This window comes from Herbidospora galbida, assembly GCF_005233835.1.
Lineage (GTDB): Bacteria > Actinomycetota > Actinomycetes > Streptosporangiales > Streptosporangiaceae > Herbidospora > Herbidospora galbida.
In genome coordinates this window covers 23,979-45,031 of record NZ_SZQA01000010.1, presented here as the reverse complement: position 1 = coordinate 45,031, position 21,053 = coordinate 23,979, and the positions used below count along the sequence as shown (strand labels likewise).

Annotated in this window: 20 protein-coding genes and 1 pseudogene; 16 read left to right on the top strand and 5 right to left on the bottom strand. The window is 67.3% G+C overall.

The features are described from left to right. Positions 1 to 198: 198 nt before the first annotated feature. The 6 genes from FDA94_RS12820 to FDA94_RS12795 all read left to right on the top strand — a co-directional run bounded on the left by FDA94_RS12820 (position 199) and on the right by FDA94_RS12795 (position 8,376). Complete coding sequence (locus tag FDA94_RS12820; protein ID WP_137247292.1) at positions 199 to 1,371, top strand: trypsin-like serine peptidase; 1,173 nt, start codon at positions 199 to 201, stop codon at positions 1,369 to 1,371. Between the two features lie 172 nt (positions 1,372 to 1,543). Then, a complete protein-coding gene (locus FDA94_RS12815) occupies positions 1,544 to 2,770 on the top strand; it encodes a trypsin-like serine peptidase (RefSeq protein WP_137247291.1) in 1,227 nt (408 codons plus the stop codon). A 346-nt stretch (positions 2,771 to 3,116) separates the two neighbouring features. Beyond that, positions 3,117 to 4,322 carry a trypsin-like serine peptidase gene (locus tag FDA94_RS12810; protein ID WP_137247290.1) on the top strand — a complete coding sequence of 402 codons (1,206 nt, stop codon included), beginning with the start codon at positions 3,117 to 3,119 and terminating at the stop codon, positions 4,320 to 4,322. Positions 4,323 to 4,646: 324 nt separating this feature from the next. Further along, the gene (locus tag FDA94_RS12805) at positions 4,647 to 5,858 is read left to right on the top strand and encodes a trypsin-like serine peptidase (RefSeq protein WP_170990907.1); all 1,212 of its coding nucleotides are present in this window, start codon (positions 4,647 to 4,649) and stop codon (positions 5,856 to 5,858) included. A 165-nt stretch (positions 5,859 to 6,023) separates the two neighbouring features. Continuing rightward, positions 6,024 to 7,109: a trypsin-like serine peptidase gene (locus FDA94_RS12800; RefSeq protein WP_137247288.1), complete on the top strand. Its 1,086-nt coding sequence runs from the start codon at positions 6,024 to 6,026 to the stop codon at positions 7,107 to 7,109. A gap of 235 nt (positions 7,110 to 7,344) precedes the next feature. Continuing rightward, positions 7,345 to 8,376 carry a trypsin-like serine peptidase gene (locus tag FDA94_RS12795; protein WP_246059816.1) on the top strand — a complete coding sequence of 344 codons (1,032 nt, stop codon included), beginning with the start codon at positions 7,345 to 7,347 and terminating at the stop codon, positions 8,374 to 8,376. A 50-nt stretch (positions 8,377 to 8,426) separates the two neighbouring features. On the opposite strand, the gene FDA94_RS12790 is transcribed toward FDA94_RS12795, so the two are convergent. Further along, a complete protein-coding gene (locus FDA94_RS12790) occupies positions 8,427 to 9,602 on the bottom strand; it encodes an NAD(P)-dependent malic enzyme (protein ID WP_137247286.1) in 1,176 nt (391 codons plus the stop codon). Between the two features lie 269 nt (positions 9,603 to 9,871). Here FDA94_RS12790 and FDA94_RS12785 point away from each other — a divergent pair, with 269 nt between their 5' ends. Further along, positions 9,872 to 10,417, top strand: a complete 546-nt coding sequence (locus tag FDA94_RS12785) for a CGNR zinc finger domain-containing protein (RefSeq protein WP_137247285.1) — start codon at positions 9,872 to 9,874, stop codon at positions 10,415 to 10,417. On the opposite strand, the gene FDA94_RS12780 is transcribed toward FDA94_RS12785, so the two are convergent. Continuing rightward, complete coding sequence (locus tag FDA94_RS12780) at positions 10,372 to 10,686, bottom strand: S24 family peptidase (protein ID WP_137247284.1); 315 nt, start codon at positions 10,684 to 10,686, stop codon at positions 10,372 to 10,374. The two genes, FDA94_RS12785 and FDA94_RS12780, sit on opposite strands and share 46 nt — an antisense overlap. Positions 10,687 to 10,743: 57 nt before the next feature. Between FDA94_RS12780 and sodN the strand changes: the two genes are divergently transcribed. The 3 genes from sodN (at position 10,744) to FDA94_RS12765 (ending at position 12,506) form a co-directional block, all read left to right on the top strand. After that, positions 10,744 to 11,130, top strand: coding sequence for a superoxide dismutase, Ni (gene sodN, locus FDA94_RS12775; RefSeq protein ID WP_030456454.1), 387 nt, complete (start codon positions 10,744 to 10,746; stop codon positions 11,128 to 11,130). 159 nt (positions 11,131 to 11,289) lie between these two features. Next, entirely contained in the window at positions 11,290 to 11,709 is a 420-nt protein-coding gene (locus FDA94_RS12770; protein ID WP_030456453.1) for an ATP-binding protein, read from the top strand. A gap of 17 nt (positions 11,710 to 11,726) precedes the next feature. Then, a complete protein-coding gene (locus FDA94_RS12765) occupies positions 11,727 to 12,506 on the top strand; it encodes an RNA polymerase sigma factor SigF (protein WP_030456452.1) in 780 nt (259 codons plus the stop codon). 42 nt (positions 12,507 to 12,548) lie between these two features. On the opposite strand, the gene FDA94_RS12760 is transcribed toward FDA94_RS12765, so the two are convergent. Continuing rightward, positions 12,549 to 12,929 carry a hypothetical protein gene (locus FDA94_RS12760; RefSeq protein WP_246059814.1) on the bottom strand — a complete coding sequence of 127 codons (381 nt, stop codon included), beginning with the start codon at positions 12,927 to 12,929 and terminating at the stop codon, positions 12,549 to 12,551. Between the two features lie 35 nt (positions 12,930 to 12,964). Between FDA94_RS12760 and FDA94_RS12755 the strand changes: the two genes are divergently transcribed. Then, positions 12,965 to 13,918, top strand: coding sequence for a diacylglycerol/lipid kinase family protein (locus tag FDA94_RS12755; protein WP_137247282.1), 954 nt, complete (start codon positions 12,965 to 12,967; stop codon positions 13,916 to 13,918). Positions 13,919 to 14,193: 275 nt separating this feature from the next. Then, entirely contained in the window at positions 14,194 to 14,448 is a 255-nt protein-coding gene (locus FDA94_RS12750) for a WhiB family transcriptional regulator (RefSeq protein ID WP_030456449.1), read from the top strand. 53 nt (positions 14,449 to 14,501) lie between these two features. Here the strand turns inward: FDA94_RS12750 and FDA94_RS12745 are convergent, their stop codons facing one another. Continuing rightward, the gene (locus FDA94_RS12745; RefSeq protein ID WP_137247281.1) at positions 14,502 to 15,980 is read right to left on the bottom strand and encodes a histidine kinase N-terminal domain-containing protein; all 1,479 of its coding nucleotides are present in this window, start codon (positions 15,978 to 15,980) and stop codon (positions 14,502 to 14,504) included. Positions 15,981 to 16,047: 67 nt separating this feature from the next. Between FDA94_RS12745 and FDA94_RS12740 the strand changes: the two genes are divergently transcribed. From FDA94_RS12740 to bioD, 3 genes are read left to right on the top strand one after another with little or no spacing between them, the layout of a single operon-like run. Then, positions 16,048 to 17,199: an 8-amino-7-oxononanoate synthase gene (locus tag FDA94_RS12740; protein WP_137247280.1), complete on the top strand. Its 1,152-nt coding sequence runs from the start codon at positions 16,048 to 16,050 to the stop codon at positions 17,197 to 17,199. Next, a complete protein-coding gene (locus tag FDA94_RS12735; RefSeq protein WP_030456446.1) occupies positions 17,196 to 17,921 on the top strand; it encodes a GntR family transcriptional regulator in 726 nt (241 codons plus the stop codon). The genes FDA94_RS12740 and FDA94_RS12735 overlap by 4 nt, the downstream gene beginning before the upstream one ends. Positions 17,922 to 17,931: 10 nt before the next feature. After that, positions 17,932 to 18,654 (top strand): dethiobiotin synthase, encoded by a 723-nt coding sequence (gene bioD, locus FDA94_RS12730; RefSeq protein ID WP_137247279.1) that lies wholly within the window; start codon positions 17,932 to 17,934, stop codon positions 18,652 to 18,654. Here bioD and FDA94_RS12725 read toward each other — a convergent pair. Next, positions 18,638 to 19,870: pseudogene (locus FDA94_RS12725) on the bottom strand (RNA-guided endonuclease InsQ/TnpB family protein). The gene bioD and the pseudogene FDA94_RS12725 overlap by 17 nt on opposite strands. A gap of 115 nt (positions 19,871 to 19,985) precedes the next feature. Here FDA94_RS12725 and bioB point away from each other — a divergent pair. Then, positions 19,986 to 20,978, top strand: a complete 993-nt coding sequence (bioB, locus tag FDA94_RS12720; protein ID WP_246059813.1) for a biotin synthase BioB — start codon at positions 19,986 to 19,988, stop codon at positions 20,976 to 20,978. The last annotated feature ends 75 nt before the right edge of the window (positions 20,979 to 21,053 follow it).

Here is a 21,053-nt window from a genome sequence, read left to right as displayed (position 1 = left end):
TCTACACCAGAGGCAATCCTTACAAGCCTGTCAACTTCCAGTCAGTCGGATAACGGAAATATCTCGACGCCTCAAGCGCGTCAACGAGCCCCAGGTATCGCTACGGACACACCCAAGATCGGCTGTAAGGTCCACTCATCCCTTTCCTGACGCATGGGACGCAAGACGCGGCCCACGTACAGACCAAGGAGTTCCCCCATGAAGCGCACTCTCGCCCTCGGTGGCATTGCGGCGGGCCTGCTGGCCTCCGCTCTCGTCACCCAGCCGGCTGCCGCCGCCGGTGACGTCGTCAGCACCCCGCTGGCCAACACTGGCATCGCGGCCAAGAACATCGCCGCCTTCTGGTGGGCCGAGAACATGGCCCAGCTGAAGGGCGCGACCCCCTACGACGTGGAGACCCAGGTCGTCGGGAAGCACGTCTCGACCGGTGGCCCGACCGCCGACACCAAGCCGGGGATCGTTCCCGCCATCGGTGACGAGAAGAAGACCACCAGCACCTCGAAGAACGTCAACCTGCCCAAGACCACGGGCAAGGTGTTCTTCATCGGCGCTGACAAGAAGTCGCACTGGTGCACCGCCACCTCGGTCCAGGCCGCGTACAAGAACCTTGTCGCGACCGCCGGTCACTGCGTCTACGACGTCGTGAACAACAAGGCGACCCTGGACAAGTGGGTCTTCGTCCCCGGTTACTACCAGGGCAAGACCCCGTGGGGCATCTACGTCGGCAAGCAGGCGTTCACGCACTACGACTTCGACGTGTACGAGGACGGCGACCGCAACTACGCGTTCGTCACCGTGTACAACGGCCTGAAGCTGCCCCACGGCGGCCTCAAGGACGTCAAGACCCTGAAGGACCTCGGCGGTCTCGTCGAAGTCTCGAAGGAACTGTGGCTGCAGTACGACATCCGCTTCATCGACGGCGGCAAGTACTACATCTGGAAGTGGAACGACGCTGGTCGCCTGGGCGACAACGTCGGGGGCCAGGGCCTCGCCTACAACCAGAAGGTCGGCCAGAACGTCTACGTGTTCGGCTACCCGAGCGGCTCGCACCCGGACGGGAACCACGCTTACTCCGGTCACACCCTCAAGTGGACCTACGGCAAGACGTTCGCCGCCAAGGCGTCGGACATCAAGGCCGAGGAGATCATCGGCGTGAAGTCCTCCTTCACCGGTGAGGGCTCGCTGGGCTCCGCCTGGATCTCGCAGTACAAGAGCGCTCGTCGCCTTGGCTACCTGAACGGTGTGACGATCGGCGTCTCCGACACCGACAAGAACAACCGTTACGACACCTCGGTTTCCCCGTACTTCGACGGTGAGACCTTCGGCGTCTACAAGGCTGCTGCGAACCTGTGGAGCGGCTCGATCGCCTAAAGCGGTCACCAGCTGACGGAAGGCCCGGTCGTTAACGACCGGGCCTTTTGTCGTTCTCTGAGTGGTTTCTTGATCGCTGCAGTCCCACAAGGTCCCGTCAGTAACCTCCGGAACATCCCTTTCCTGACGCATGGACGCAAGCGCGCCCACGTACAGACCAAGGAGTTCCCCCATGAAGCGCACCCTCGCCCTCGGCGGTGTGGCGGCCGGCCTGCTCGCCTCCGCCCTCGTCACCCAGCCGGCCTCCGCGGCCGGCGACGTCGCCAGCACCCCGCTCGCCGCCACCGGCATCCAGGCCAAGAACATCGCGGCCTTCTGGCTGACCGAGAACGCCGCCAACCTGGTCAACGCCACGCCTTACGACGTGGAGACCCAGGTCGCCAGCAAGCACGTCTCGACCGGCGGCCCCACCGCCGACACCAAGCCGGGCGTCGTCCCCGCCATCGGTGACGAGAAGAAGACCACCAGCACCTCGAAGAACGTCAACCTGCCCAAGACCACGGGCAAGGTCTTCTTCGCCGACGGCTTCGAGATCCAGGGCACCATGGACGACTTCAAGGTCGTCGCGAAGAACCCGCACTGGTGCTCGGCCACCTCGGTGCAGTCGAACTACCGCAACCTGGTCGCCACCGCCGGCAGCTGTGTCTACGACACCGAGTCCAACAAGGCGACCATGAACCACTGGGTGTTCGTCCCGGGCTACTACCAGGGCAAGACCCCGTGGGGCGTGTACGTCGGCAAGCAGGCCTTCACCCACTACGACTACGACGTCTACGAGGACGGCGACCGCAACTACGCGTTCGTCACCGTGTACAACGGCCTCACGCTGAACGGCCCGGAGCAGTCGGCCGACGTCAGCAAGACCGAGGTCACCCAGGCCGAGTACAAGGCCTACTGGGCGGGCAGCCGCCGTCTCCTGCTCGCGGGCACGGAGTGGAAGGACGGCAAGAAGCACTACTACGTCTGGAAGTTCAAGGACGCGGGCCGTCTCGGCGACAACGTCGGCGGCCAGGGCATCGCCTACAACCAGAAGGTCGGCCAGAGCGTCTATGTCTTCGGCTACCCGAGCGGGAAGCACCTCGACGGCAACCAGGCCTACACCGGCAAGACCCTCAAGTGGAGCTACGGCAAGACCTTCGCCGCCGGCGCCTCGGCCATCAAGGCCGAGGAGCTGATCGGAGTCAAGTCGTCGTTCACGGGTGAGGGCTCGCTGGGCTCCGCCTGGATCTCCCAGTACAAGAGCGCCCGTCGTCTGGGCTACCTGAACGGCGTGACCATCGGCGTCTCCGACACCGACAAGAACAAGCGCTTCGACACCTCGGTGTCGCCGTACTTCGACGGCGAGACCTACGGCGTCTACAAGGCCGCCGCGAACCTGTGGACCGGCTCGATCGCCTAAGTGCCCGACCTGAGGCCCGGCCGGTGACGGCCGGGCCTCACGCGTTTCGGTTCCATTGATCGCGTGTGATTTGTGTCACATTTGTGGATCTATGTCCGACTTCTTAACCATCGGTTAACCATCACGGTCAAGCCCGGCACCCCTGTGAGCGTGGACTTTCCGCGTCCGGGAGTCGCTGACTCGTGACCCGACTGTGAGTCACTCAGATCACGGCCACATCACGGGCCTCTGAAGTGCGCAAACGCCACTTCAGGCGCAAAAGATCGCGGGGGTAACCTCCGGAACATCCCTTTCCTGACGTATGGGACGCAGGACGCGGCCCACGTACAGACCAAGGAGTTCCCTCATGAAGCGCACCCTCGCCCTCGGTGGCGTGGCGGCCGGCCTGCTGGCCTCCGCTCTCGTCACCCAGCCGGCCAACGCCGCCGGCGACGTCGCCAGCACCCCGCTGGCCTCGACCGGCATCGCGGCCAAGAACATCGCGGCCCTGTGGCTGGCGGAGAACGCCGCCAACCTGGTCAACGCGACCCCCTACGACGTGGAGACCCAGGTCGTCTCCAAGCACGTCTCGACCGGCGGCCCCACCGCTGACACCAAGCCGGGTGTCGTCCCCGCCATCGGTGACGAGAAGAAGACCACCAGCACCTCGAAGAACGTCAACCTGCCCAAGACCACGGGCAAGGTGTTCTTCTCCGACGGCTTCGACTGGGACCACAAGTCGCGCCGCTGGGTCGCCGTGAACCCGCACTGGTGCTCGGCCACCTCGGTGCAGTCGAACTACCGCAACCTGGTCGCCACCGCCGGCAGCTGTGTCTACAACACGGAGACCAACAAGGCCACCCTCGAGAACTGGGTGTTCGTCCCGGGTTACTACCAGGGCAAGACCCCGTGGGGCATCTACGTCGGCAAGCAGGCCTTCACCCACTACGACTACGACGTGTACGAGGACGGCGACCGCAACTACGCGTTCGTCACCGTGTACAACGGCCTGAAGCTGCCCTCGGGCGGCTTCGCCGACATCAAGTCCGACGCCGACCTGGGCGCCTGGACCGAGGTGACCGAGGCGGTCGCCAAGACCTACAAGTTCCACTTCAAGTACAAGGGCAAGTTCTACGTCTGGAAGTTCATCGACGCCGGTCGCCTCGGCGACAACGTCGGTGGCCAGGGCTTCGCCTACAACCAGAAGGTCGGCCAGAGCGTCTACGTGTTCGGCTACCCGAGTGGCCAGCACCCCGACGGGAACCAGGCCTTCACCGGCAAGACCCTCAAGTGGAGCTACGGCAAGACCTTCGCCGCCAAGGCTTCCGCCATCAAGGCCGAGGAGCTGCTGGGCGTCAAGTCCTCCTTCACCGGCGAGGGCGCCCTGGGCTCCTCGTGGATCGCGCAGTACAAGAGCGCCCGTCGTCTGGGCTACCTGAACGGCGTGACCATCGGTGTTTCGGACACCGACGGCAACAAGCGCTATGACACCTCGGTGTCGCCGTACTTCGACGGCGAGGCCTACGGCGTCTACAAGGCCGCCGCGAACCTGTGGAGCGGTTCGATCGCGTAGTGGTTCTCCAACGGAAGGCCCGGCTCCGGCCGGGCCTTTTCGTTTGCCCGTTCCAACGAAGTTCCCTTTGACGCACGGGCCCCCGAATCGGTGCCATCGACCTTATGTGATTTACATCACATCATCACCTGTTGATAACAACCCGACTCCACCTCTGACCTCGGGTCTGACAGATCACGGAAATGTCACGGGAACCTGGGTGGTTTCGGGCGCCCCAGATTCGCTACCGCGTGTGACGAACAGGCATGTAAGTTCCGGACTGCCCCTTTACTGACGCATGGGACGCAAGAGGCGGCCCACGTACAGACCAAGAGGAGTTCCCCCATGAAGCGCACTCTCGCCCTCGGTGGTGTGGCGGCCGGTCTGCTGGCCTCCGCTCTCGTCACCCAGCCGGCCTCCGCCGCCGGTGACGTCGCCTCCGACCCCCTGGCGACGACGGGCATCGCGGCCAAGAACATCGCCGCCCTCTGGCTGACGGAAGGCGCCGCGAACCTGATCAACGCGCAGCCGTACAACGTCGAGACCACGGTCCCGGCGAAGCACGTCTCGACCGGCGGCCCCACCGCCGACACCAAGCCGGGCATCGTCCCCGCCATCGGTGACGAGAAGAAGACCACCAGCACGTCCAAGAACATCAACCTGCCCAAGACCACGGGCAAGGTGTTCTTCGCCGACGGCGTCAAGAAGGACCCGGCCACCGGGCGCGTCGTGGCCGTCAACCCCCGCTGGTGCACCGCCACCTCGGTCCAGTCGGCCTACCGCAACCTGGTCGCCACGGCCGGCAGCTGCGTCTACGACACCGAGACCAACTCGGCGACCATGAACTACTGGGTGTTCGTCCCGGGTTACTACCAGGGCAAGACCCCGTGGGGCGTGTACGTCGGCAAGCAGGCCTTCACCCACTACGACTTCGACGTGTACGAGGACGGCGACCGCAACTACGCGTTCGTCAACGTCTACAACGGCATCTCGCTCGGCCAGGGTGCGCCCGCCGAGATCACCGAGGCCGAGTACAACACGTACCAGAAGAACGGTGGCGGCTTCCTCACCCGGAAGAAGACCGAGAAGGTCGACGGCAAGGACGTCACGAAGTACTTCGTGTGGAAGTTCAAGGACGCCGGTCGCCTCGGTGACAACGTCGGCGGCCAGGGCTTCGCGTACAACCAGAAGGTCGGCTCGAGCGTCTTCGTCTTCGGCTACCCGAGCGGCTCGCACCCGGACGGCAACGCCGCCTACAGCGGCAAGACCCTCAAGTGGAGCTACGGCAAGACCTTCGCCGCCAAGGCCTCGGCCATCAAGGGCGAGGAGCTGCTGGGCGTCAAGTCGTCCTTCACCGGCCAGGGCTCGCTGGGCTCGGCGTGGCTGGCGCAGTACAAGAACACCCGCCGTCTCGGCTACCTGAACGGCGTGACCATCGGCGTCTCCGACTCCGACGGCAACAAGCGCATCGACACCTCGCTCTCGTCCTACTTCGACGGTGAGACCTACGGTGTCTACAAGGCCGCCGCGAACCTGTGGACCGGCTCGATCGCCTAGTCGATCCGCTTGACGGCAGTGGAAAAGCCCGGCATCCAGCCGGGCTTTTCCTTTTTTATGTGTTCTTTAGCTGAGTTGCCAGAGTCATGTAAGTTTCTGGTTATCCCTTTCTGGCGCATGGGACGCAAGAGGCGTCTCACGCCCATCGCAAGGAGCGAACCCCCTGTGAAGCGCATCCTCCTTCCCGTCGGCGTGGCCGGCCTCGTGGCCGCCTCCTTAGCGGTCCCGGCGAACGCGGCCCCCAAGCTGGGCACCTCGGCGAAGCTGGCGACGCCCGCCGCGGCCGCCGACACCCTGGAGTTCTGGACCGCCGACGGCGGCAAGAACCTCAAGGCCGCCGCCCCCTACGGCCTGGAGCACGCCCGCGTCCCCAAGCACGTCTCCACCGGCGGCCCCGCCGCCGACGGCAAGCCGGGCGTGGTGCCCGCCATCGGCGACGAGGCCAAGCCCACGACGACGACCAAGAACGTCAACCTGCCGAAGAGCGCCGGCCGCGTGTTCTTCACGCTCGGCGACTCCCTCTACTCGTGTTCGGCGTCGTCGATCCAGTCGGCGTACAAGAACCTCGTGGCGACCGCCGGGCACTGCGCCTACGACCTGGAGAGCAACGCCTCGGTCGTCGGCCACTGGGTGTTCATCCCGGGCTACTACCAGGGCAAGACTCCGTGGGGCGTGTACGTCGGCAAGACCGCCTACACCCACTACGACTTCAGCGTCTACGAGGACATCGACCGCGACTTCGCCTTCGTGACCGTCTACAACGGCATCACGTGGTCGGAGGGCAAGTGGAAGGACGTCGGCCGCCTGGGCGACAACGTCGGCGGGCTGGGCTTCGCGTACAACCAGAAGGTCGGCCAGAACGTCTTCGTATTCGGCTACCCGACCGCCGCCCACCCCGACGGCGACTACACCTACACCGGCTCGACCATGAAGTGGTGCTACGGCAAGCCGGTCTACCCCGTGGCTGAGAAGAGCGTGAAGGCCGAGGAGCACCTGGCTCTGCGGTGCTCGCTGACCGGCGGCGCCTCCGGCGGCCCGTGGATCATCAAGTACAGCAGCACCGCCCGCAAGGGCTACCTGAACGGCGTGAGCAGCCTCGGCGGCGACACCGACGGCAACAACCGCAGCGACCTGATCACCTCGCCCTACTTCGACGGCGAGACCTACGCGGTCTACAAGACCGCGGCCCCGCTCTGGTCGGGCTCGATCGTCAAGAAGGACGGCACGCTCGGTCTCACCGAAGTTAAGTAGCGCTCCTGAATCTGCCGTAAGTCACTATGTGACTTAGGTCACATTCCTTCTCCTCCCGTTTGTTTTCGGTCTCACGGTTAGTCACCTGCTAGATCAAATCCGCAACGGGAGGAAAAGGAGGGCTCACGTGGACACGCGCGCACGCCTGGGTCTCGTGACCGCCGGCATAGCTGGATCCGCCGTTCTAGTGGCGTTACCGGCGAACGCCTCGCCCGCCGACGGACCCACGGTCTCCGTGGCAGACGCCGACAACATCGCGGGCTTCTGGTTCCGCAGCAACAGCAAGGCGCTCAAGGCCGCCACCCAGTGGGGCCCCGACGCCGAGACGGTCGCCAAGGTGGCCAAGCTGTCCTCCAAGGGCGGCCCGTCGGCCGACGGCAAGGCGGGCACCGTCTCCCCGACCGGTCCGGGCGGCCAGGCCGGCACCTCGAAGAACATCAACATCCCCAAGACGCTGGGCAAGGTCTTCTTCCGCAAGAACGGAAAAACCCACTGGTGCTCGGCCACCTCGATCCAGGCCAAGTACAAGAACCTGGTCGCCACCGCGGGGCACTGCGTCTTCGACACCGACGACAACGACCACATGCTCGACCAGTGGATCTTCGTCCCCGGCTACTACCAGGGCAAGGCCCCCTGGGGCGTGTACGTCGCCAAGCAGGGCTTCACCCACTACGACTTCGACGTCTACGAGGACTACGACCGCGACTACGCCTTCGTCACGGTCTACAACGGCGTCAAGTTCGAGGCCACCAGGGCCGTCTCCGAGAAGCAGTACAAGGCCCACGGCGGCCTCAAGTGGCGTGACAAGGGCAAGTGGTGGATCCTCACCGTCAAGGACGCCGGCCGCCTCGGCGACAACGTCGGCGGCCAGGGCCTGGCCTACAACCAGAAGGTCGGCGCCGGCGCGGTCTACGCCTTCGGCTACCCCGCGGCCCGGCACCCCGACGGCAACAAGGCGTTCACCGGGGTCACCCCGAAGTGGTGCTACGGCAAGCCGAACCGTGAGGTCACCGACGCGGGGCTCAAGATCGAGGAGCAGATCGCGATCACCTGCTCGATGACGCCGGGCGCCGACGGCGGCCCGTGGCTGCTGAAGTACAGCAACGCCCGCCGCCTCGGCTACGTCAACGGCGTGACGAGCGCCTTCGCCGACTCCAACGGCAACGACCGCATCGACAAGATCACCTCGCCCTACTTCGACGGCGAGACGTACGACGTCTACAAGGCCGCGGCCAATAACTGGTCGGGCAGCATCGTCAAGAAGTAGTCGCGCCGCAGACGGCCCGGCCCTTTTCGGGGACCGGGCCGTCTCCGATGTCAGCGCCTGGCCACGCCGTCCTTGCGGGCCTGGTCGGCCACCGCTCGGGTGACGGCCGGGGCGACCCGGTCGTCGAACGGCGAGGGGATGATGTAGTCGGCCCGCACCTCGTCGCCCACGACCCCCGCGAGCGCCGCCGCGGCGGCGATCTTCATGTTCTCGGTGATCGTGGTCGCCCGCACGTCGAGCGCCCCCCGGAACACCCCGGGGAAGGCGAGCACGTTGTTGATCTGGTTGGGGAAGTCGGACCGCCCGGTCGCGACCACGGCGGCGTGCCTGGCGGCGACCTGCGGGTGGACCTCGGGCGTCGGGTTCGACAGGGCGAACACGATGGCGTCCTGCGTCATCGACGCGATGGCCTGCTCGGAGATGGTCGCGCCCGACAGGCCGATGAAGACGTCGGCGCCGGCGAGGGCCGCCTCGGTCGAGCCGGTCAGCCCGGCCTTGTTGGTCTCCCTGGCCAGGGCGTCCTTGTAGGGGTTCATTCCGGCCCGGCCTTCGAAGATCAGGCCCTTGCTGTCGGAGACCGCGATGTCGCCGATGCCGGCGTTGAGCAGCATGCGGGTCACCGCGACCCCGGACGCCCCGGCCCCGGCCACCACGGCCCGGAGCTCGCCGAGCGGACGGCCGATGAGCCGGGCGGCGTTGGTCAGCGCGGCGGTGGCGACGATCGCCGTGCCGTGCTGGTCGTCGTGGAAGACCGGGATCGACAGCAGCTCCCGCAGCCGGTCTTCGATCTCGAAGCACCGGGGGGCGCTGATGTCCTCCAGGTTGATGCCTCCGAAGGAGGGCGCGAGCCGGACGACGGTCTCGACGATCTCGTCGACCCCGGTGCAGTCGAGGCAGATGGGCACCGAGTCGACCCCGCCGAACTCCTTGAACAGCAGCGACTTGCCCTCCATGACGGGCATCGCGCCGGCGGGGCCGATGTCGCCGAGCCCCAGCACGGCGGTGCCGTCGGTGACGACGGCCACCACGTTGGAGACCCAGGTGTATTCGTTGGCGAGCTCGGGCGAATCGGCGATGGCCGAGCAGACCCGGGCCACGCCGGGCGTGTAGGCGAGCGACAGATCGTCGGCGTTTCGGACCGGGATGGTGGCTCTGACCTCTAGCTTTCCGCCGCGGTGCAGCGCGAAGGCCGGATCGAGGTCGAGGGCTTCGAGGGAAGCAGTCATTACGCTGACCCCTGATGTCTGGTGACGGACACAACACAGACCGTTACGAGACGAGGGCCCGCGGCATGGATAGACACCGGAACCGTCGTCGTTGACGGCCGTCTCGGGCACGGGGGTCACCCGTTGCCCTAGTGTGCCACATGCTGAGACGGCCGCTCGCGGTCGCGTACACCGCAAGCGTTTGGCCTTTAATGCCCTGACAATCTCTTTGGAACTTTCCGTCCCTGTGTAATACTCAATGTCCAGAGTCACCTATTACAGGGTTCCCCGTGGACTTGACCTCTTATGCCGAGCTGGCCGTCCTCCTCGTCAACCGCCGGGACGATCTGAAGACCCTCGACGGGCTGCGTGACCTGCTGTCGGAGACCGGCCGGACCGAGGCCGCCGGGCGGGCGACCCGGCGCGACCTCGACCACGTCATCGAGCTGCGCGACGAACTGACCGAGGTGTTCGAGTCGGCCGCGGAGGGCAACGAGGAGGACGTCGTCCAGCGGCTGAACGGGCTGCTGGTACGCCATCCCGTCCACCCCCAGATCGCAGGGCACGACGGCCAGCCCTGGCACATGCACCTGACCGAGGGCGGCCGGGTCGGCGACACCGTCGCGGTCGGGTCGGTGATGGGCCTGGCCAGCGTGGTCACCGGCCTGGGCGCCGACCGGCTGGGCATCTGCCAGGCCGCGCCCTGCCGCAACGCCTACCTCGACACCTCGTCGAACAGGTCGCGGCGCTACTGCTCCGAGCGGTGCGCCAGCCGGGCCAACGTGGCCGCCTACCGGGCCAGGAAGCGCGGCCCCAAGGCGAGTGACGGCCAGTAACGGCCGACCACCTTCCCGACGATCCGGTCCTGGGGAATCGCGCCGAAGTCCCACGAGTCCTTGCGGCCGGGCGCGCGCTGGTTGTCGCTCTCCAGCCACCACCCCTCATCGGTCCACCGGAACACCCTTTTGACGATGAGGTTTCCGGGTATGCGAGCGATCACGACATCGCCCGGACGGATCTTCGCGGTGCGGCGGACCACCAGGCAGTCGCCGGGCCGCAGGGCCGGAAGCATGGAATCCCCGGAGACCCGGACGCTGGTGAACATGATCCACCTCGGAGCAGTAATGTCGGAACCGCAGCCACTCTGACGAAAGGAAACCCGATGCTTGCCAAGCACGTGGCATCGGCCCATTGTGACCTGCCCTGCGGCGTCTACGACCCCGCACAGGCGCGTATCGAGGCCGAATCGGTCAAGGCGATCATGCAGAAGTACGCCGACAACGACGACCCGGTGTTCCGCTCGCGGGCCCTCACGATCAAGGAGGAGCGGGCCGAGCTGGTCAAGCACCACCTGTGGGTGCTGTGGACCGACTACTTCAAGCCCCCGCACCTGGAGGCGCACCCGCAGCTCCACCAGCTCTTCTGGGACGCCACCAAGCTGGCCGGCGCCGCCGGCGCCAAGGGCACCGTCGACGTCGCCAAGGCCGACGACCTCCTGGGCAAGATCGACGAGATCGCGAAGATCTTCTGGGAGACGAAGGCCGCCTAGGCCTCACCGCCCCGGACCCCGCACGATCACTCGGAGCTTTCCGTGCGGGGTCCGCGCATTTCCGGCATCGGCGCGTCCAAGCCGAGCAATCGCGGTCGAGTGGCGGTAGGTTGCAAACATGCGGCCCCGCGAGATGTGGCCGGCAGGGCAAGGAGGATCGTGACCGACGCAACTGATGTCACAGGGGATCTGGCCGGGATCCGCGACGCCGTGAGCGTACGGCTTCCGGCGGCCAGCGCCTATCTGTCCGTGTTGCGGACCGCGACAGCAGGTCTGGCGGCACGGCTCGACTTCACCATCGACGAGATGGAAGATCTGCGGATCGCCGTCGACGAGGCGTGCGCCATGCTGCTGCGCCACGCCGTCCCCGGCACCGACCTGATCGCGGAGTTCGAGCTGACCGGACAGGAGATGTCGATCCGGGTCGAGGTCACCACCGTCGGGATCGCCGAGCCCAAACGCGATGACTTCGCCTGGATGGTGCTCACCGCGCTCGCCGACGACGTCGATGCCGTGTCCTCCCCCGATCACATGGCGATCGTGCTGCGCAAGCGGCGAGGCGCGGCGAGGCCGGCGTGACGGAAAGGACCCGTGCCATGGCCACCAGCGACTCCGGAGTCCCGGATCGGGTGCGCGCCCGCACCCTCTTCGGGGAGCTCGCTGAGCTGCCGGCCGACGACCCGCGCCGCCAGCGCATCCGCGACGAGCTCGTCGAGCTGCACCTTCCGCTGGTGGAATACCTCGCCCGCCGGTTCCGCAACCGCGGCGAGTGGCTCGACGACCTGACCCAGGTGGCGACGATCGGCCTGATCAAATCGATCGACCGGTTCGACCTGGCCCGGGGCGTCGAGTTCTCGACCTATGCCACCCCGACCATCGTCGGTGAGATCAAGCGACACTTCCGCGACAAGGGCTGGGCGGTCCGCGTGCCGCGCCGCCTGCAGGAGCTGAAGCTGTCGCTGACCAAGGCGATCAGCGAGCTGTCGCAGCGCGAGGGCCGGGCGCCCACGGTGGCCGAACTGGCCGCCCATCTCCAGATGACCGAGGAAGAGGTGCTCGAGGGCCTCGAGTCGGCCAACGCCTACTCGACGGTCTCGCTCGACGCGCCCGACTCGGGCGACGACGACGCGCCGGCGGTCTCCGACTCGCTCGGCATCGTCGACGAGTCGCTGGAGGGCGTCGAATACCGCGAGTCGCTGAAGCCGCTGCTGGAGCGCCTGCCTCCTCGGGAGAAGCGCATCCTGCTCCTGCGGTTCTTCGGCAACATGACCCAGTCGCAGATCGCCACCGAGCTGGGCATCTCGCAGATGCACGTGTCCCGCCTGCTGGCCCGGACCCTCGCGCAGCTGCGCGAAGGCCTGACCGCGGAAGACTGACCTCGGCCGGCGCGCAAGCGCCGGCCGAGTCCTTTTCCGGCCCTAGACGTCGCCCATGAGGGCGTGGGTCGAGGGCGGCGCGAGAAGAGTGACGAGAATCACCACGGCCGCCACGATCAGCGGCACGCCCCAGGCGAGCTGCCCCGCCTGGATCAGGGTGATCGCGAGAAGCCCGGCGAAGATCTGGGTGACCACGGCGGGCCCCCGGCTCCAGCGCATCAGCTGGAGGATCCCCCATGCGACCCAGACCAGGCCGGCGCCCACGGCCAGGGCGAACGCGGCCAGCACGAGCGAGCTCATGACGTCGCCGGCCCCGCCGAGCAGGGTCTCGTAGGCGACCCAGCCGCCGATCGCGACGGCGGCCAGTCCTTCGATCGCGACGGCGACCGCCGCGACGAGGAGGGTGAACGGACGGTTCTGCACAGTTGGTGAGACTACCCGTCGCATAACCTTCAGGCATGCGGGCACTTCTGCTGGTCAACCCCAAGGCGACCTCGACCAACCGACGCACGCTCGACGTCCTGCTGCGGGCGCTCGGGGCGGCGGTCGACCTGGAGGTCGCCGAGACCGGATATCGGGGTCACGCGTCGGTGCTGGCCGCCCACGCGAAGGAGAAGGGCTTCGACGCGGTGGCCGTCCTCGGCGGCGACGGAACGGTCAACGAGGTGGCCAACGGGCTGATGGCGGTCGACGACCGGGCCAAGATGATCATCATTCCGGGGGGCAGCGCCAATGTGCTGGCGCGGGCGCTGGGGCTGCCGAACAATCCGGTCGAGGCCACCGGCGCGCTCCTCGAGGCGCTGCGTGAGGGCCGGTCGCGGACGATCAGCCTCGGGCTGGCCGAATGGGATGTTAGGGATTCCGGCACCGGGGCAGGGGTGGAGTCTCGCTACTTCACATTCTGTGCCGACCTGGGCTGGGACGCCGAGGTCATCAGAGCCGTCGAAGGCCTGCGCAGCGCCGGTTACCGGGCTTCGCCGACGCTGTACATGCAGACGGCCCTGCGGCACTACCTCATGACCGACCGGCGGCATCCGGCGATGACCCTGACCCGGCCGGGGCAGACCGACGTACCGGGGATCTTCCTGGCGATCGTCTCGAACACCGCGCCCTGGACGTTCGTCGGGAGCCGGCCGGTCAACCCGACTCCGTGGGCCGGATTCGACACCGGTCTCGACCTGCTGGCGATGACGAAACTGCGGCTCCCGGCCGTGGCGAACCTGCTCCGGCAGATCGTCGGCGAGCCTCAGGGATTGCCGACAGGTAAACACCTCGTTCAAGCACATGACGAGAGTGTTTTCACGATCGAGGCGGTTCGGCCCATCGCGCTGCAGCTTGACGGCGACTACCTGGGAGAACGGGAAAGGGTGACATTTCGCTCTATCCCGGACGCGTTACAAGTTCTGGTCTAGACAGTTACAAGCGGTCATAGTGTGACGCATCCGACAGCTAGGACCCGCAAAACCTTCCCCCAAACCTCTTGTGTGCTGTAGGAGTGGCTGAAAAGCTGAACGCGACGTCGGAACGTAGGACCTTTACGAGAGCCACAGCTCACGCCAAGGTTCCCGGCGATCGTCATCGCGAATCTCGTCCCTCAAAGTTTCGGGCGGCCGTTCGCGTCAGTTAGTGAAACTGTTCACAAAGGTGCAGGAGCCGCCCAGGCTCCACTTACGAAGGAGTGGAACGCATGGACTGGCGCCACCGCGCTGCCTGCCGTGACGTGGACCCCGAGCTGTTCTTCCCGATCGGCAACACCGGGCCCGCGTTGATGCAGATTGAAGAGGCCAAGCAGGTCTGCCGTCAGTGCACGGTCAGCGAACTGTGCCTGAAGTGGGCTCTGGAGTCGGCGCAGGACGCCGGCGTCTGGGGCGGCCTCAGTGAGGACGAGCGTCGCGCTCTCAAGCGCCGCACCGCCCGGGCCCGCGCCCGTGCCAACGTCTGAATTCATACAACCGAATTAGAGCCTGCCCGCATTGCGCGTTTGTTGCGCACGGGTCAAATCCGGTGAATGTCGTTGGTGGGAACGTTCACCGGAATGCTGAGGACGACTTCCGTGCCGCCGCCTTCTCGCGGGGCTATGTTGAGGCGTCCGGAAAGCTCTCCCACGACGAGGGTCCGCACGATCTGCAGGCCCAGATTGCTGTTGGTCTCGATGTCGAATCCGGACGGCAGCCCCTGACCCTCGTCGGCGATCACCATTTCGAGCGTGTCCTGAAGGCGCTCCACCCGGACCTCGACGTTGCCCGGCCGCCCGTCGAGCCCGTGCTCCACGGCGTTCTGCAGCAGCTCGGTCAGCACCATCGCGATCGGCGTCGCCACGGCCGCCGGCAGGATGCCGAACGTGCCCGCCCGCCGAAGCGCCACCTGGGCCACCGACACCTCGGCCGTCATGTGGATGACCCGGTCGGCGATCTCGTCGAAGGCGACCAGTTCCTCGGGCATCTGCGCCAGGGTCTCGTGCACGATCGCGATCGACCCGACCCTTCTGACCGCCTCGTCGAGCGCGGCCCGCCCCTCGGGCACCCGCAGGCGGCGCGACTGCAGCCGCAGCAGCGCGGCCACCGTCTGCAGGTTGTTCTTGACCCGGTGGTGGATCTCCCGGATCGTGGCGTCCTTCGTCAGCAGCTCGCGCTCCCGGCGCCGCAGCTCGGTCACGTCGCGCACCAGTACCAGGGCGCCGATCCGCCCGCCGGAGATGATCAGCGGGATGGCCCGGAGCTGGACGACCGTCCCGCCACGCTCCACCTCGGTCTCCTTCGGCACCTTGCCGCTGGCGACCAGCATCAGGTCTTCGTTGATGGGCTCGTCGCGGTAGCAGAGGTCGGCCGTGGTCTTGCCGAGCTCCGAGCCGACCAGGTCGGCGTGCAGCCCGAGCCGGCGGTAGGCGCTCAGCGCGTTGGGCGAGGCGTAGGTGACCCGCCCGGCCCTATCGAGCCGCAGCAGCCCGTCGCCCACCCTGGGCGACCGGACCAGCATGGGCTCGTCGCCGTGGAAGGGGAACCGGCCCTCGGCGACCATCTGGGCCAGGTCGGAGGCGCTCTGGAGATAGGTGAGCTCCAGCCGCGAGGGCGTACGCGCCGACGACAGGTTGGTCGAACGCTGGATGACCCCGATGAGCGGCCCGTCGAGGGCGCGGCGGACCGGGATCGTCTCCTCCCGGACCGGCACGCCGGTCGACCAGTCGGGATCGCCCTCTCGGCAGATCCGCCGCTCCTGCCAGGCCGTCTCGATCAGCGGCCGCTCGTTGCGGCCGATGAAGGAGCCGACGACGTCGTCGTGGTAGACCGTCGGCCCGGTCGTCGGCCGCATCTGGGCGACCGCGATCCAGCCCTCTTCGGCGGGGATCCACAGGATGAGGTCGGCGAAGGACAGGTCGGCGAGCAACTGCCAGTCGGAGACCAGCGAATGCACCCATTCGAGGTCGGCGGCGGACAGATCGGTGTGCTTGGCCACCAGGTCGCTGAGAGTTGGCACCTAGGCATGATGCGTCGTGAGACAGGCCGAACGCCAATCGGGACACGGCACCTGGCATCATCTCTCCATGCATGGGCCGATCGATCGACTTCGCCAGGCCGCCGAGCGCCGCGCCGCCGCCGGGCTGACCCGGGTGCTGCGGCCGCGCTCGCCCGACTTCGACGGGCTGCTCGACCTGGCCTCCAACGACTATCTGGGGCTCTGCCGCGATCCCCGGCTGACCGAGGCGGCCGTGGCCGCGACCCGCGAGTGGGGCACCGGCGCGACCGGGTCCCGGCTGGTCACCGGCAGCACCCGGCTCCACCACGAACTCGAGGAGGCCCTCGCGGCCTTCAGCCACTCCCCCAGGTCGCTGGTGTTCTCCTCCGGCTACCTAGCCAACCTCGCCGCCGTGGCCACGCTCGGCCGGGGCGGGCTGGTCGTCTCCGACGCGGGCAACCACGCCTCGATCGTCGACGCGTGCCGGCTCGCCCGCGCCCGCGTGGTGGTGACCCCCCACGGCGACGTCGGCGCGGTCGAGAAGGCGCTGGCCGGCCGCGAGGAGGAGAACGCCGTGGTGGTCACCGACGCGGTGTTCTCCGTCGACGGCGACCTCGCGCCGCTGGGGGCGCTGTCGGAGGTGGCCGTACGGAATGGAGCGCTCCTCGTCGTCGATGAGGCGCACGCCCTCGGCGTCGTCGGGGAATCCGGCCGCGGGGCGGTTCACAATGCCGGACTTGCGGGGAATGCTCACATTGTGAGAACCGTCACGTTGTCGAAGTCGCTCGGCTCCCAGGGCGGCGCCGTGCTCGGCGCGCCGGAGGTGATCGACACCCTCGTCGACACCGGCCGGTCGTTCATCTTCGACACCGGTCTCGCCCCCGCGAGCGCCGGGGCGGCCCTCGCCGCGCTGCACATCCTCGAAGAGGAGCCTGACCTGCCGAAACGAGCCCGGGAAATCGCCCTCGCACTGGCCTCGACCGCCCGCGAACTCGGGTTCGAGACCACCGAGCCGGCCGCCGCCGTGGTGCCGGTGGTGCTGGGCGATCCCCACCGGGCCCTGGCCGCCGCCGCGACCTGCGCGGACCACGGTGTGAAGGTCGGCTGCTTCAGACCCCCTTCGGTTCCAGACGGGCGGTCTTGTCTAAGGTTGACCGCTCGGGCCAATCTGGGGTCCGAAGATCTCGCGGTGACCGGGCGCGCGCTCGCCGCCGTGGCCGGAACGAAGGTGACCGCGTGACCGAAGACACTCCCCGGGTGCCGAAGTACTACGACGTCAAACGTAGCCTGCTCGAGCTCACCAAGAGCCTGCCCGCCGGGAGTGCCCTGCCCCCCGAGCGCACCCTCGCGGTGCGCTTCGAGACCTCACGCACGACGGTACGCCAGGCGCTGACCGAACTCGTCGTCGAGGGCCGCCTGATCCGCATCCAGGGCAAGGGCACCTTCGTCGCCCAGCCCAAGGTCGCCCAGGTCCTCCAGCTCACCTCCTATGTCCAGGACCTGCGGACCGTCGGCCTCGAACCCGACACCAAGATCCTCGACATCTCCTACATCACCGCCGACGAGGCCCTCGGCCGGCGGCTGGCCATCAACCCCGGCGGCCGGGTGCTGCGCATCCACCGCCTGCGCCTGGCCAACGGCGAACCGATGTCGATCGACACCACCCACCTGTCGGCGCGGCGATTCCCACGGCTGCGGCGGGAGCTGGAGGGCCACCCCTCGCTGTACGAGACGCTCCACAACGCCTACAGCGTCCGGCTCTCCGACGCCGAGGAGATCATCGAGACGGTCCTGGCCACGCCCTACGACTCGCAGGTCCTCGGCGTCGACATAGGGCTGCCGATGCTGATGCTGACCCGGCACGCCTTCGACGCCGACGGCAACCCGGTCGAGTGGGCGCAGTCCCTCTATCGGGGCGACCGCTACAAGTTCGTCACGCGGCTGCGGCGTCCGACTCCGTAATCTTGGCCGGATGAGCGTTCTTGTGGTGACCGGCACCGACACCGGTGTCGGGAAGACCGTGGTCACGGCCGCCGTCACGGCCCTGGCGATCGAGCGGGGCGGTCCCGTGGCGGTGGTCAAACCGGCCCAGACCGGCGTCGGGAAAGACGAGCCGGGTGACCTCGACGAGGTGATCCGGCTCTCGGGCGCGACGAACACCTTCGAGTTCGCCCGCTACCCCGACCCGCTGAGCCCGGCCGCCGCCGCGCGGGTCTCGGGGCAGCCCGCGCTCGACCTGACCGAGACGGCCACGCGGATCGCCGAACTCGCCGAGTCCCACCGGCTCGTCGTGGTCGAGGGCGCGGGCGGTCTTCTCGTACGGTTCGACGAAGAGGGCGCCACCCTCGCCGACCTGGCCCACACGCTGAAGGCGCAGGTGCTGGTCGTGGCGCGGGCCGGGCTGGGCACCCTGAACCACACGGCGCTGACGCTGGAGGCGATGGCCAACCACGGGCTCGACCTGGCCGGGGTGGTCATCGGGTCGTGGCCGGCGGAGCCGGGGCTGGCCGAACGGTGCAACGTCGCCGACCTCGAGATGCTGGCGGCCAGGCCGCTGGCGGGGGCCGTACCGGAGAATGCCGGGCTGCTGCGCAGGCAGGCGTTCGGCAAGGTCGCGCGGGCCTCGCTGGGGGCGCCGCTGGGCGGCGCGTTCGACCCGTCGGCCTTCCGGACCGCCCTTAGGATTTCCCATTGACATCCTCCCCTCCCCGGAGGGAGGGGGTTCTCACGGTCGCCCGTGAGTGTTCCTGCTTCATCGCCGACCGCCCGGCCAGAGAGGAGTCTCCTTGGGGTCTCACACCGGCTCCACAGGCGTTTCACCTCTCGACCAGCCCGGCCGCGAGGATGTTCCTGGCCGCGTTGACATCACGGTCATGGGACGCGCCACAGACGCACGACCACTGTCGAAGTCGCAGCGGCATCGACTCGGCCACGGCCCCGCACTCGGAGCATCGCTTGCTGGAGGGGCACCAGCGGTCGACGATCAGCAATTCCCGGCCGTACCACGCGGACTTATACGACAGCATGGTCCGCAGTTCCCGCCAGCCCGCGTCGCTGACGGCCCTGGCAAGAGAACGATTTCTGACCAGGTTGCGAACGGACAGGTCTTCCACGGCGATCACTTGGTTCTCGCGAACAAGCCGTGTCGTGACCTTGTGAAGATGGTCGCGCCTGCGATCCCCGATCCGGGCATGGATCCGGGCGACGGCCGTTCTGGCCTTGGCGCGGTTGTTGCTGCCCTTTCCCTTGCGTGCCAGGGCCCGTTGGGCCTTCGCGAGTTTTCTGCGATCGGCCCGTTCGCATCTCGGATTGTCGATCTTCTCTCCGGTCGACAGGGTCGCCAGTTCGGCGATACCGACATCGACGCCGACCGCGGCCTCGACCGAGGGCAAGGGGACGATCTCGTGCTCCACCAGAATCGAGACGAACCAGCGGCCCGCCGCATCCTTCGACACCGTGACCGTGGACGGCTTCGCCCTGTTGGGCAGCGGCCGCGACCACACGATGTCGAGTGGGGTGTCCATCTTGGCCAGGGTAAGCGTGCCGCCAGACCAGCGGAATGCCGAACGTGTGTATTCGGCCGAGGCCCGAGACCTTTTGCGCGACTTGAAGACCGGATATCGCGCCCGCTTCGCGAAGAAGTTCGCGAAAGCCGCCTGCAGATGCCGCAACGCCTGTTGCAGCGGCACACACGACACCTCGTTGAGGAAACCCAGCTCTTCAGTTCGCTTCCACGCCGTCAGCGCGGCGGAACTCTGCAGGTAGGAGACCTTGCGGCCGTCCGTTCTGAAGGCACGTGTCCGCTCCTCCAACGCCTTGTTGTAGACCAGGCGCACGCAGCCGAACGTTCGGGACAGCTGTTCTGCCTGCTCCGGAGTCGGATAGAAGCGGTACTTGAAGGCCCGTTTCACGGTCTGAAATCTATCGCAGGGGCGTCAAGAATCGTACACATGTTCGATCCTGTGACGCCAAGATACGTTTCCTCTCCCGCCCAGATGCGGGATCAGCCACGCTCAGGGAGATTTGATGACCATCCTGGAGATCGCCAGAACGCAGGTGCTCGACGAGGGCAGGGGCTTGACGCGGGAGCAGGCGCTCGAATGCCTGAACCTGCCCGATGAGAGCCTGCCCGACCTCCTCGCCCTCGCCCACGAGGTGCGGATGAAGTGGTGCGGCCCGGAGGTCGAGGTCGAGGGGATCATCTCCCTGAAGACCGGCGGCTGCCCGGAAGACTGCCACTTCTGCTCGCAGTCGGGCCAGTTCACCTCCCCCGTGCGCTCCGTGTGGCTGGACATCGACGAGCTGGTGAAGGCCGCCGTCGAGACCGCCCAGACCGGCGCCACCGAGTTCTGCATCGTCGCGGCCGTGCGCGGGCCCGACAAGCGCCTGATGGACCAGGTCCGCGAGGGCGTCAAGGCCATCAAGGAGGCCGTCGACATCAACGTGGCCTGCTCGCTCGGCATGCTGACGCAGGCCCAGGTCGACGAGCTCGCCGAGATGGGCGTCCACCGCTACAACCACAACCTGGAGACCTGTAAGTCCCACTTCGGGAACGTGGTCACCACGCACACGTGGGAGGAGCGCTGGGACACCTGCCTGATGGTGCGCGAGGCCGGCATGGAACTGTGCTGCGGCGGCCTCATCGGCATGGGCGAGTCGGTCGAGCAGCGCGCCGAGTTCGCCGCCCAGCTCGGCGAGCTCCAGCCCGACGAGGTCCCGCTCAACTTCCTCAACCCCCGCCCCGGCACCCCCTTCGCCGACTACCCGGTCGTCGAGGGCAGCGAGGCGCTGAAGACAATCGCGACCTTCCGCCTCGCACTACCGCGAACCATCCTCCGGTACGCCGGCGGACGTGAGCTGACCCTTGGCGACCTGGGCACTCGTGCGGGCATGATGGGTGGCATCAACGCGATCATCGTGGGCAACTACCTGACCACCCTCGGCCGCCCCCCAGCCGAAGATCTGGCTCTGCTGACCGACCTGAAGATGCCGATCAAGGCCCTGTCCCAGACGCTTTAGACCAGGAGGGTTCGTTCGCCCGCGGCCAGGGCAGCTCGTAGGTCCCACTAGTTAACCGACTGGTAGGTTTCACGA

Coding starts and splice junctions, on each gene's coding strand:
- FDA94_RS12820 (WP_137247292.1), top strand. CDS start 199: ATGAAGCGCACTCTCGCCCTCGGTGGCATTGCGGCGGGCCTGCTGGCC.
- FDA94_RS12815 (WP_137247291.1), top strand. CDS start 1,544: ATGAAGCGCACCCTCGCCCTCGGCGGTGTGGCGGCCGGCCTGCTCGCC.
- FDA94_RS12810 (WP_137247290.1), top strand. CDS start 3,117: ATGAAGCGCACCCTCGCCCTCGGTGGCGTGGCGGCCGGCCTGCTGGCC.
- FDA94_RS12805 (WP_170990907.1), top strand. CDS start 4,647: ATGAAGCGCACTCTCGCCCTCGGTGGTGTGGCGGCCGGTCTGCTGGCC.
- FDA94_RS12790 (WP_137247286.1), bottom strand. CDS start 9,602: ATGACTGCTTCCCTCGAAGCCCTCGACCTCGATCCGGCCTTCGCGCTG.
- FDA94_RS12780 (WP_137247284.1), bottom strand. CDS start 10,686: ATGTTCACCAGCGTCCGGGTCTCCGGGGATTCCATGCTTCCGGCCCTG.
- sodN (WP_030456454.1), top strand. CDS start 10,744: ATGCTTGCCAAGCACGTGGCATCGGCCCATTGTGACCTGCCCTGCGGC.
- FDA94_RS12765 (WP_030456452.1), top strand. CDS start 11,727: ATGGCCACCAGCGACTCCGGAGTCCCGGATCGGGTGCGCGCCCGCACC.
- FDA94_RS12755 (WP_137247282.1), top strand. CDS start 12,965: ATGCGGGCACTTCTGCTGGTCAACCCCAAGGCGACCTCGACCAACCGA.
- FDA94_RS12750 (WP_030456449.1), top strand. CDS start 14,194: ATGGACTGGCGCCACCGCGCTGCCTGCCGTGACGTGGACCCCGAGCTG.
- FDA94_RS12740 (WP_137247280.1), top strand. CDS start 16,048: ATGCATGGGCCGATCGATCGACTTCGCCAGGCCGCCGAGCGCCGCGCC.
- bioD (WP_137247279.1), top strand. CDS start 17,932: ATGAGCGTTCTTGTGGTGACCGGCACCGACACCGGTGTCGGGAAGACC.
- bioB (WP_246059813.1), top strand. CDS start 19,986: ATGACCATCCTGGAGATCGCCAGAACGCAGGTGCTCGACGAGGGCAGG.